General features: G+C 40.8%; 13 protein-coding genes. 5 read left to right on the forward strand and 8 right to left on the reverse strand.

The features are described from left to right. Positions 1-59 precede the first annotated feature (59 nt). Both AC4II3_RS00475 and AC4II3_RS00480 read left to right on the forward strand, forming a co-directional pair. Entirely contained in the window at positions 60-305 is a 246-nt protein-coding gene (locus AC4II3_RS00475) for a hypothetical protein (protein ID WP_488008950.1), read from the forward strand. 439 nt (positions 306-744) lie between these two features. Further along, a complete protein-coding gene (locus AC4II3_RS00480) occupies positions 745-891 on the forward strand; it encodes a hypothetical protein (RefSeq protein WP_488008952.1) in 147 nt (48 codons plus the stop codon). A gap of 229 nt (positions 892-1,120) precedes the next feature. Here the strand turns inward: AC4II3_RS00480 and AC4II3_RS00485 are convergent, their stop codons facing one another. Continuing rightward, a complete protein-coding gene (locus AC4II3_RS00485; protein WP_488008954.1) occupies positions 1,121-1,876 on the reverse strand; it encodes a peptidylprolyl isomerase in 756 nt (251 codons plus the stop codon). Between the two features lie 81 nt (positions 1,877-1,957). On the opposite strand from AC4II3_RS00485, the gene AC4II3_RS00490 reads away from it, so the two are divergent. After that, on the forward strand, positions 1,958-2,095 hold the full coding sequence (locus AC4II3_RS00490) for a hypothetical protein (protein ID WP_488008956.1): 138 nt from the start codon (positions 1,958-1,960) through the stop codon (positions 2,093-2,095). Between the two features lie 56 nt (positions 2,096-2,151). Here AC4II3_RS00490 and AC4II3_RS00495 read toward each other — a convergent pair whose 3' ends face one another. Genes AC4II3_RS00495 through AC4II3_RS00505 form a run of 3 tightly spaced genes read right to left on the reverse strand, consistent with a single transcriptional unit; the run spans position 2,152 to position 4,263 of the window. Next, positions 2,152-3,723 carry a beta-barrel domain-containing protein gene (locus AC4II3_RS00495; protein ID WP_488008958.1) on the reverse strand — a complete coding sequence of 524 codons (1,572 nt, stop codon included), beginning with the start codon at positions 3,721-3,723 and terminating at the stop codon, positions 2,152-2,154. Between the two features lie 24 nt (positions 3,724-3,747). Next, complete coding sequence (locus AC4II3_RS00500) at positions 3,748-3,879, reverse strand: hypothetical protein (RefSeq protein WP_488029090.1); 132 nt, start codon at positions 3,877-3,879, stop codon at positions 3,748-3,750. 24 nt (positions 3,880-3,903) lie between these two features. Beyond that, the gene (locus AC4II3_RS00505; RefSeq protein WP_488008962.1) at positions 3,904-4,263 is read right to left on the reverse strand and encodes a four helix bundle protein; all 360 of its coding nucleotides are present in this window, start codon (positions 4,261-4,263) and stop codon (positions 3,904-3,906) included. Between the two features lie 38 nt (positions 4,264-4,301). Here AC4II3_RS00505 and AC4II3_RS00510 point away from each other — a divergent pair, with 38 nt between their 5' ends. Then, positions 4,302-4,421, forward strand: coding sequence for an alpha/beta hydrolase (locus tag AC4II3_RS00510; RefSeq protein ID WP_488008964.1), 120 nt, complete (start codon positions 4,302-4,304; stop codon positions 4,419-4,421). On the opposite strand, the gene AC4II3_RS00515 is transcribed toward AC4II3_RS00510, so the two are convergent. Then, on the reverse strand, positions 4,411-7,131 hold the full coding sequence (locus tag AC4II3_RS00515) for an ABC transporter transmembrane domain-containing protein (protein WP_488008972.1): 2,721 nt from the start codon (positions 7,129-7,131) through the stop codon (positions 4,411-4,413). The two genes, AC4II3_RS00510 and AC4II3_RS00515, sit on opposite strands and share 11 nt — an antisense overlap. Further along, positions 7,025-7,846, reverse strand: a complete 822-nt coding sequence (locus tag AC4II3_RS00520; protein ID WP_488008966.1) for a helix-turn-helix domain-containing protein — start codon at positions 7,844-7,846, stop codon at positions 7,025-7,027. The genes AC4II3_RS00515 and AC4II3_RS00520 overlap by 107 nt, the downstream gene beginning before the upstream one ends. Positions 7,847-8,914: 1,068 nt before the next feature. On the opposite strand from AC4II3_RS00520, the gene AC4II3_RS00525 reads away from it, so the two are divergent. Beyond that, positions 8,915-9,148 (forward strand): hypothetical protein, encoded by a 234-nt coding sequence (locus AC4II3_RS00525; protein WP_488016102.1) that lies wholly within the window; start codon positions 8,915-8,917, stop codon positions 9,146-9,148. A gap of 81 nt (positions 9,149-9,229) precedes the next feature. Here AC4II3_RS00525 and AC4II3_RS00530 read toward each other — a convergent pair whose 3' ends face one another. Both AC4II3_RS00530 and AC4II3_RS00535 read right to left on the reverse strand, forming a co-directional pair. Next, positions 9,230-10,000, reverse strand: coding sequence for a peptidylprolyl isomerase (locus AC4II3_RS00530; protein ID WP_490722755.1), 771 nt, complete (start codon positions 9,998-10,000; stop codon positions 9,230-9,232). Between the two features lie 98 nt (positions 10,001-10,098). Next, entirely contained in the window at positions 10,099-11,619 is a 1,521-nt protein-coding gene (locus tag AC4II3_RS00535) for a beta-barrel domain-containing protein (RefSeq protein WP_488016105.1), read from the reverse strand. Positions 11,620-11,707 lie beyond the last annotated feature (88 nt).

Genomic DNA, 11,707 nt, shown 5'->3' on the forward strand with positions numbered 1-11,707 from the left:
CTACATCAAGCGACATCAAGCGAAATCAAGCTAATTATCCCTTTGAGCAAGCCATTCCTATGACTAATATCTCCACTAATTCAATAGCGCTAGATAATACTCCACTTTCCGATCACAAGACTAGTAATTTGAAAACTAGTAATTTAGATTCATCAATGGATAACTCTCAGACTGATGTAGAGTCTCCCTTGCCCCTGTTACCACGCTCAGCTTGGAGTAGTCAGGTGGCATTATTGAGAGTTATTTTTAGAGCCAAGAAGGCTTTAGACCGAATCGAGCAGGAAGCTGGTGTATTGAGAGGTTAATAGTGATTCCAAATTCGGCTTAAAACTTAGAACTTAAAAACTCCCTTGAAAATCCAGTCCGCCCAGGCGGGCTTTTTTTTTTGGACGCGCGACCTAAGCCTGGTCTGGGCTAAAGGGAGGTGATCAAACGTTTTCATTCCCTGTTTACTGCCTGAAGCGCTATAGCTTTTTATTACTGTTTTTTTTTGAATGAATTGACTAGCCTTAAAAAGACATAACTGTTTAGATTATGTGCTTAATAATGATTGTTTCTACAGTTTTGATAAAAAACCGAGCATGATTTGTAATAGATAAGTCTAAATAATGCATATTTTTGGGCGACTTTATAGTGATCTAAACCTTGAAAAATTTCAAACAATAGATAATATAAATACTATAAATCAATGAAAGATATCATCACAACTGGAACCAGTTTCATTAGTAACGAGTAAATTAAAAAATGGCTAACATTACAAAACAAACTGCTAAAATCACAATTGCAGATATTGCTCCATCCAAAGAATCTGAAAACTTTATAAAAGATGTAAACGATAATGAACTGAATTTAACTCATGGCGGAATAATACTTAGATATCTTACGTATTGATCATGCATAATTTAAATAACAAATACAGTCTCAATCCAGAGAACTTAAATTAGAAATATAAATCATAAAAAATGCCCTCTGATACTGCTCAGGTGGCAATTAATTTCAGGAGCTTAAAGACCAAGATTAGAATGTAGACTTATTAAGTCTAAATTCTACATTCTAAATTCTAAATTCTACATTCTAAATTCTACATTCTACATTCTGCATTCTACATTCCACTCAAGACCTAGGCAGCTTGGTAATCTAAGTCAAGTTTTTTGGTAACTTCAAATTGCTCAATCTGTTGCTTAGTCCATTCAGAAAATAAATTTAAGAGGATTTTAGAGCGCAGCTTATCATCCAATTGTGCTTCAATAATCTCCTCCACTAAAATCAAGTGTACTCCTTTAGAGGTCACAATGGGTTTGAGAACCTCCGGTGGCTTAGCCCCAAAGACAGCAGCAGAAATCTCCGGCTTGATCTGCTCACGACTTACTACTCCTTGATATCCCCCGGATCGACGTAATTCTATATCCTGGATATACTGATGAGCAACATCATAGAAACTCATCTCCCCTTCCTGAATTCCATAAAAAAGTTCCATAGCTAAATCTTCATCATCTATGATTACCTCATACATCACTACACCAGCATAATCTAGCTGATTTTCAAAGAAATAGGCTTCAACTTTATCAGCAAATAAATGGTTAGCTAACTTTTCATAAATAGCGCCATTGTATACCATGGCTTCAAACTCGTCTAAGGTCATAGCATGTTTTTCCAGCCATGCCCAAGTTTGCTCAGCACTCCCGAGTTGGCTAACTATCCTGAATTGATCTGCTGCGTCTTGAAGTTCTTCTGTCTCTACTTGGATACCCGCCTCAGCGGCAGCAGCTGCGATTAACTTGCGGGTAGTAATTGCTTCGATAATCTCAGGAATTTTACCAGATTGCTTGACTTCTTCAAGAATATCGTCTTTGGTAATTGTGATAGCTGGTGACATCGTGTTTATCCTAGTAATTTAAACTGTGAAAGTTATAGCGCTGGGCGCAGGGAATAGGGAATAGGGAATAGGGAATAGGGGATGAAAAAGCATGTTGTTATAAATGTTTTAGCAATTCCTGTTGATGTAGTCGATAATCGGTTAAACTCCCTGATCAAGGCGCTGTATCGCTGCTCCCTACTCCGTAAAACCCAGGATGAAAGTATCTCAATGAATTGAGAACTGCACTAATTGATAATGCCCTGAATTGACTAATATGACATCCCGGAAATCACCTATAATTTCAAACCTCCTTGCTGCAACTTCTTAAACGGATCGAGAATAAAATCAATAATGCGACGCTGACGTACAATCACCTCAGCTGTTGCTGTATCTCCAGGACGGAATCCAATACACTCGTTACCTGTGGGAAGACAATCTTGATTTAAAGCAATTTCTATGTTATAGGCTGCTACCTTTCCATCCGGGGTTTCCAGCTCAGAGGTAGTTGGAGAAATTTCCACTAACTCTCCTGCCATCACCCCATACTCTTGAAACGGATAGGCATCAAATTTCAGTTTTACTGGCATTCCTTTCTTTAAAGAACCACTTTCAGTGGTTGCCATCTGGGCTCGAATAATTAATGATGAATCCTCTGGGGCAATTTCTGCTACCATAGTTCCCTGCTGCACTACAGCACCAGGTCTTTGAATCGGTAACTGAAATACCATTCCACTTACCGGTGCGTCTAATACTCGTTGCTTTAACTGAAGCTGTAACGACTCAATCTGACGCTTACTCTGAGCAATTTCTGAATTTAGGGTAGTAATTTCGGTCTCTATATTATTCAGTTGTTCTTCTATTTGAAGTACTGATAAATTACCGGAATAAATCAAACTCTGATAACTCCTTTCCTGTTCTTTTAATCGTAGTTTTGCTTGCTTCATATCTGCTTGTGCTTGACGCATTGTCCGTTCATAACTACTTTTTTCTTCCACAATCCGTAACTTAGCATGTTCAATATCAGACTTAGTTTGCTCATACAATCTTCGCCTTTCTTGTACCACATCATCTTTATCTAATACATCAATTTCTGGCACAACTCCTTGTTGCCAAAGTTGACGGTAGCGTTGCACCTCTCGCTGGGCATTAGCTAAACGAATTTCTATTAATTTATAGGCTGTTTGACTAAGTTCAAGATTTTGCCTGGCCTGATTAACTTGAGCTAATTTTTCGTCTTTTTGTAAGTTATAGGAATTCCTAAGATCAGTTATAGTCTGTCGCGCTTGGTCAATTTGAGCTTGCTTTTCCAAGGCTTGGGCTTGATTTTGTTGCTGCTGAGTTGTCAAGACTACCACTAACTGATTTTTTAGTAATTCTAACTGCGATCGCCTACTGACTTGCCCCTTTAATTTATCGTTAACTTCCTGCAATTCAGTACGAACTAACCCGGATTTCAAAATCACTAAATTTTGTCCAGCCTCAACCTTTTCCCCCTCTTTAACCTTAATTTCATCCACGGTACCGGCTACAGCAGCATCCAGCCTCACGGTCTTACCCTTTGGTTCAAGTCGTCCTCTAGCTGTACCCGTTTCATCTACTTTATAGAGCATCGACCAGGGTAAAATAATGGACACAAATACTACTAGAAAGTACAGTAATCCCCTAGTCCAAACCTGAGGCAAACTATCGAGTAATTCTTTAGTAGCGTAAGACCACTCATCAGTAAACTTAGCTAAGTCTGGGGCGTTTAAATTATCTTGATCATGATTAGTGTCTTGTAGCTGAGTTGGACGATGTCCATTTAAGTGTCCATTTAAGTGTCCATTTAAGTGTTCATTTAAGTGTCCATTTAATGTATTGGGCATAATTTTAGTTCTGAGTTATTGGGATTAGTGATAGGTAAAGTCTAGGCAAAAGGCAATAGGCAATAGGCAATAGGCAATAGGCAAGAGGTAAGAGGTAAGAGGCAATAGGCATGCTAGCAATAGGCAAGAGCCAAAAGGCAATAGGCATGCTAGCAATAGGCAATAGTCAATAGTCCTAAGCTAGGATAGTTTATTGATAAGAGAGGCAATCATTTTACTTTCTTCTTTAAGAGTTTGTAAAATAAATTCTATGTCTTTTGGCGTACCTAAACCAACTCTAACAGCTAGGATCAGAAAAGTTTGTAACTCATTAACTGAACCTTGAGCAATGTTTAAAAAGCGTTTATAGTCCCCGGCAGCTCTTCTTCCATAGCCCTCTGATATATTGGCTGGGATAGATGATGAAGCTCTTCTTATTTGTTGAGTCATCCCATATAGTTCTTCTTTTGGAATTTTTTTAGTTATAAAAAAGCATTTCTCAGCTATTAGCATACCTTTTTGCCAAATTATCAAATCTTTAAAGTCTTTTATTTGTGACATTTTTCAATCCTCAAAAACTAAAATAAAAAAATTGCCTATTGCCTATTGCCTCTTACCTATTGCCTATTGCCTATTGCCTATTGCCTATTGCCTCTTACCTCTTACCTCTTACCTCTTACCTCTTACCTATTGCCTATTGCCTATTGCCTATTGCCTAAATTGCTGGTGATTAAGATAATAATAATGGCCACGTTGTGCCATCAATTCCTGATGGGTTCCACTTTCAATCAATACTCCTCTATCCATCACTAAAATTAAATCTGCATTCCGCACTGTAGACAACCGATGAGCAATGACGAATGTTGTTCTATCTTTGAGAATTTGATTTAAGTTCTGCTGAATAATTCGCTCTGATTCGGCATCTAAATGGGAGGTAGCCTCATCTAAGACTAATAACTTAGGATTGCCTAACAAAGCCCGTGCGATCGCAATCCGTTGCCGTTGTCCACCAGACAATGTCCCTCCCCCTTCTCCTATCTGGGTTTCATAGCCCATGGGCAACTGTTTAATAAACTCATCAGCGCCTGCCAATCGTGCTGCTTCTATAATCTCGTCTAAACTAGCAGCGGGATGACCTAAGCTAATATTTTCCCGAATCGTTCCACCAAACAAAAACGTATCTTGGTCTACTACTCCCACTTGCGATCGCAAAGACCCTAAGGACAAACTGGTAATATCAAGGCCATCAATCAATACTTTCCCATCTGTGGGTGGATACAATCCCAACACCAATTTAGAAATCGTGGTTTTGCCTGAACCACTGCGTCCCACTAGGGCTACCATTTGTCCTGGTTTCACTTGAAATGATAGATTTTCCAGTACATTTAAATCACTTTCTGGGTGATAGCGAAAGGTGACATTATCAAAGGCAATGTGACCCTGAATTGATGGTAACGATTGACGGGCTTGATTCAGTAAATCCTCCTCTGGTTCGGAATCCAACACATCATTAATCCGTTCCATCGCAATTACTACTTCCTGGAATTGATTCCATAACACGGTTAACCGCTGGAAAGGAGTAATAATATTTCCCAGCAGCATATTGAATGCCACTAATTGTCCAATGGTTAACTGATTCTGAATCACTAACCACGCTCCATACCACAGAAGGCTTGTGGTTACTACGGCTTCAATAGCATTACTGAAAATTTGCAGCCGATTGCTGATAACTTGCCCATCAAAACTTGTCTTAATTTCCTTATTTAATAACTCCTCCCAATGCCAACGTACGGTTTGTTCTACTGCTGTGGATTTAACGGTACTTACACCGGAAAGCGCTTCAATTAGATAACTATTTTCTTTAGCCGTCGATTGAAATATTTCCCGGGAAATCCTCCGTAAAAACGGTGTCGCAATCAACGCTAGCAATAAGAATGGCGGCACAATCACTAAGGCCAATAACGCCATTTTCCAGCTGTACCAAACCATCAATCCTACATAGATAAATACTGTTAGTAAATCCAGCAGAATTGATAATGCCTCACCGGTAAGGAAACGCTCAATCTTGCGGTTTTCCTGAACCCGTGATATAATGTCACCAACATAGCGGGACTCAAAAAACGAAAGAGGCAACCGCAGTGTATGGCGAATAAATCCTACAATCAGTGCTGCATCTACTTTATTAGCCGTATGGTCTAGTAGGTATTGCCGCAAGCCCATCATTGCCACTCGAAACAGGCTAAATATCAGCAGCCCTAAGCCCACCGCCATTAAGGTTAGCCCAGAGCGCTGCACCACCACTCGGTCTAAAATTAGCTGGGTGAATAGAGGTGTAATTAATCCAAATATCTGGATAAATAAGGAAGCAAGAAATACCTCTAACACTACTAACCCATGGGGTTTGATTAATTCAAAGAATTGCCAGAAGGGAGTAGTCGTTTCTTTAGCATCCTTGAGTAATGCTGTTGGTTGTAGCAGCAGGGCATAACCGGTCCAATCGGCGTTAAACTCTCGATGGGTGAGACTACGTTGACCAATGGCGGGGTCACACACAATCACTCGTTTCCGAGTAATTTCATAAACGACAATATAGTGTTTACCTTCCCAATGGACTATAGCTGGCAATTTTTGCTTAGCTAGCTGGTCAAGACTGGCTTTAACCGGACGAGTAGAAAAGCCAATACTTTCTGCTGCTGCTGATAGTCCTCGCAATGATGCGCCATTGCGGTCAACATTAGCGATATCCCGCAAACGATTCACACTAAACCGTTTACCCCAATAGCTAGATACCATTACCAAACAGGCGGCACCACAGTCAGAACCACTCTGCTGGGCAAAAAACGGATAGCGTCGGATTACCCGTTGCCATAAATGCCCTGCTTGCTGGGTTGGGTTAGGAAAGTAAGCTTTGCTAACTTTTTTCTGGGATTTCTGGGACTTGGCTTCCCCAGACCGAGACTGGGAGATGGTCAGATGGGGGGATGGGGATATGGGGGGATGGTCAGATGGAGCGATAGGGGGAGTAGGGGAGCTAACTAGTAGGGCATTACGAGCTTGCGCCTGACTCCAAAAATGCTCTCGGATTTCGGGATACTTATTGATCAGGGGAAACAACACTTCCCCCGGTACAAAGCATAGCTTTAGCTTCAGGGAAGCTCTAGCGCTATAGCTTTCTAAGTCTGCTGAGGGAAACAAGGTCAATTCCCCAAATGATTCCCCTGTTTCTAAGCTGGCAATTAAGTCACCGGCCTGATTCAGCAACCTTACTTTTCCAGCAATAATAATGTAGATACCAGCTGATGCCTGACTCCCTTGCCAAAATTTACCTACCTTGGGCTCTATTAATGTCAAGTGTTTGAGAAAGCGCTGGCATTCCTGTAGCGGGAGAGCTGTACCGAGAGTCTGGCTGAGTTGTTGAGGGGAAATCAACGGAGTAGATGCACTTTGAACCATGGATGTCTAAATCTGATCTAGAGAGAGTAGTGGATAACAATTCTCGAGAATCAGCACTAGAAGCTGATTGCAGGTCACGAATGATAATGCGATTGGCCGTAGGCCACGCTACGCCATGCTCGGTACGAGCCGCTACGCGAACGCTACTAGTATTTGAAGCTTTATCATTCGACGGTGTATCGTTCTCAGTGGTTTTAGACTCGGGATTACGGGGTTTGCCTTTGGTAGACAATCCCATTTGTTTTAGCAACCGACTAATATGGCGATCGCTGACTTCAATGCCAAATTCCTGAGCTAAATGCTTACTCAACCAGTTAGCTGTCCAGCGCCGAAATGGATAGCCAAACTCCTTTGGACTCTGGCTTACCAGTTCCTTCAATCGCTCTAGATGTTCCTGATTTACTGCCTTAGGGCGACCAATGGGGTTATTCTGCCAGTTGTGCGCCATCCCAGTCCGGGCCATCAATATCCAATGTCTGGCTGTAGCTGGACAACATCCCAAGGTTTGACAAATTTCAATTTGAGAGTTACCGTCATCCGCTAGCAACATAATTTCAATGCGCTGACGATAATGCTGGGGTAAATCGGCTCGTAGACTTTTTTGTAGTAGTTTGCGCTGAAACGCTGTTAAATATTTACCTGTACTAGTACATGCACCCTCAAGATCAGATTTCGACTGATGTCCTGACATATTTGTAACTAAAAAGTCTTTAACTCATTGTTTTGATGATCGAGGGTGGATGTTGGCTTTTATGTTGGTTTTAATAGTCAAATTTACCTAGTATTGTGGATTTTTTGGATGATTTTGGCCAATTTTTGGCTTATTTTGTCGTTTTTTTGGATGATTTTTATCTAATTTTAGATTTTGGTAAAATTTTATGTTGTTTGTGTAAAGTTTGATTGAATTTTTGGATGAAAATAATCAGGCACTAGGGATTAGGTGCTTTTAGGGAGAAGTGGGAGGAGTGGGGGGATGAGGAGTCAGAACAATACTAATGGGGCAAGGTGTAGGGAATAAGAATGCGATTGACCGATGGTCACGCTTGTGGCCTTCGGCCTCCGCTGCGCGAATGCGATTGACCGTAGGTCACGCTACGCGAACGCTTTTGATTCCCAAGCAATGATACCTAATGTCAATTAACTCAACTCCATCCCTGGAACTCTATAGCACTACCTATTAAGGTGTTTGAGATTTATACAATCAGCAAAAGCTGTTGTAGTAAACTGTTGCCTGTTGCCTTTTGCCTCTTGCCTTGCCCATAGCGCTATACTACTGATTCTGATTCCACCCAAGATTTATCTTGAGTGGAATTGTTTTATGAGGTTTTCTCAGCTCTAGCTTTCAAGGGAGCGACGCACAAGCAACAAAAATATAACTAATTGAATTTAGTTTCTCAAAACTTAGATATTTGGTCAAGTTTACTTGATACTTGTTATGACTTGACCCACTAGTAGGGTTATTTTTCAAATCAACCAAGACATCACTGAATTACTTTTGTCACTTTTTTCATTGATTACCCCCTTGAAATCCTGGAATAAATCCCAGATTATAGTCATGGGATAAGGCAATAAAACCTCTAAATATCCTAGTATATATATTCTGACAATCAACCAAGATATAACTGAATTACTTTTGTCACTTTTTTCCTTGATTAATCCCTTGCTGTTCTGAAATAAATCCCAGATTATAGTAATGTAATTAGGCAATTAAAAGTCTAATTTTAAACAATAATAATTACTGTAAATAGGACATTTACGAATGGCTAGAATTACAATCTCAGATCTAAATTCGGCTGAACTAGATGAAAATTCTATGTTAACTGAATTATCAGCCGAAGAAATGGCTGTTATCCTTGGAGGTGGCTTTCTAGGAAAACTAATTGGAGGTATTGTAGGAGGTATCGCAGGAGGCTTGCTCGGTGGGCCTGCTGGCATTTTTTCCGGAATCAGTGCTGGTAGTACCCTGGGAGACGCTATTGAAGAGCTGTTCTGATCAAATACCTAATTAGGTATTAAATAATCCTCTGGTATCTATCAGAGGATTATTCGATTAATTCAGAAATATCTACTAAATTTAGTCCTCTGACGTTGTAGTCGATAATTCCAGATTTTTCACCACCTCAATTTTCTCAATTTGTTGCTTCAGCCATGCACTAAATAAATCCGAGATAATTTGATACCGCATCTGCTCATCCAATTCCCCTTGAACAATCTCCTCCACCAAAAGCAAATGCACTCCCTGAGCAGTCACAATCGGCTTAAGCACCTCTGGGGGATTAGCAGCAAAAACAGCAGCCGAAATCTCGGGCTTCAAATCGTTACGGTACATTATGCCCCGATAGCCAACTTTTCGACGTAACTCCTGGTCCTGAATATACTCGTGAGCCACATCATAAAAACTCACATCCCCTTCCTGAATTTCATAGAAAAGTTCCAGAGCCAAATCCTGATCATCTAATACCACTTCATACATCACCACACCCGCATAATCCAACTGATTTTCATAAAAATAAGACTCAACGTTATCCCCAAATAAATGAGCAGATAACTTTCCAGAGCTAACCGTATCATAGACAACTTCTTCAAAATCATCTAGAGACATACCACGTTGTTCTAACCAAGCCCAAGTTTCATCAGCACTACTGAGGTTGTTCATTAATCGCATTTGGTCAGCTACTTTCTGAAGTTCTTCAACCTCAATAGTTATCCCCGCTTCATCTACAGCATCCTTGATCACCTGACGAGTAAGAATCTCCTCAACTAGATCAGGAATATTACCCGATAGCTTAACTTGATGCCAAATATCTTCCTTAGTAATAGTCATCTTTGGGTGGGAATTAACCATAACTTGTGAGCTAATTTATCTCTTGATTAGTTGTTCTATAATTATCAGTGTTACATATCAATTTCATCTGGCCATCTGACCATCGCCCGATTAGACATCTACAATTTCAACCCTCCCTGCTGTAACTTCTTAAAGGGATCGAGGATAAAATCAATAATCCGACGCTGGCGCACAATCACCTCAGCCATGGCCGTATCTCCAGGACGCAAGGCAATACACTTATCAGCGGAAGGTATACAATCCTGCTTCAGTTCAATTTCTAAATCATAAACCGCCCTCTTGCCATTAGGAGTATCCACCTCAGAGGTAGTAGGAGAAATATCTACTAACTCTCCTGCTACGACTCCATAATCCTGAAACGGATAGGCATCAAACTTCAACTTCACTGGCATTCCTGTCTCTAAAGAACCACTTTCAGTCGTTGCCATCTGCCCTCGAATTACCAACACCGAACCTGAGGGTGCAATTTCCGCCACCATAGTTCCTGACTGCACTACCGCTCCAGCCGCTTGAATCGGTAATTCAAACACCGTACCACTGACCGGTGCCTTTAACACTCGTTGCTTTAACTGAAGCTGCAACGAGTTAATCTCACCCTTACTTTGAGAAATTTCTGAATTGAGGGTAGTTATTTGTGTATCCAAATTCTTCAATTGTTCCTCCACCCTCAGCAGCGCTAATTTACCCGAGTGGCTCAGAGTCTGATAACTTCTTTCTTGTTCCTTTAGTCGTAACTGTGCCTGTTCAATCTCTGCTCGCGCTTGTCTAAGGGTTCGTTCATAACTACTCTGTTGTTCAGTTAGACGTAACTTACTCTGCTCAATCTCTGACTTGGTTTGTTCATACAACCGTTGCCTCTCCTGTAGCAAATCTTCCCGGTCTACTACTTGGATTTCCGAAACAATCCCTTCCTGATAGGCATCCTTGTAACGGTTCACTTCCCGCTCAGCATTATCCAAACGATTCTCAATTATATTAAAAGACTTTTGACTAAGTTTAAAGGTCTGATGCGCTTGATTAACTTGAGCTAACTTTTCTTCTTTTTGTAAATCATAGGAATTATTCAGAGCCTCCAGATTCTGTAGCGCTTGGTCTACTTGTGTTTGTTTTTCCAACACTTGAGCTTGATTTTGTTGCTGCTGAGTTGCCAATGCTACCACTAATTGATTTTTCAGCAATTCTAACTGAGACAAGCGATTTAATTGACCTTTTAACTTATCTTGTACTTGCCTTAGCTCTGAATTAACTAACTCAGATTCTAATACTAATAACTGTTGTCCAGCGTCTACTTTATCTCCCTTTTTTACCTTAATATCTGCTACGGTTCCCGCCACAGCTGCATCCAGCCTCACCGTTTTTCCTTTCGGTTCTAGTCGTCCCCTAGCGGTACCGGTTTCATCTACTTGAGATAGTATAGCCCAGGGCAAACTGATGCCAACAAATGCGATTAGAAAGTACATCAGTCCCCTTGTCCAAACTTGGGGTAAACTATCGAGGAGTTCTTGAGTGGCATCAGACCAATCATCCCGAGATGGAGCTGGTGTTGGAGAAGTCAAGGTTTCTTGGTGTTGTTGGGGGGCACGATCTCCGTTTAGTTGTCTGTTTAATGTATTTGGCATAGGGTTTGCGTGATTAGTGATTAGTGATTTAGCAAAGGGAGTAGGGAGTAGGGAGTAGGGAGTAGGGAGTAGGGACTAGGGACTAGGG

Source organism: Moorena sp. (genome assembly GCF_982860115.1).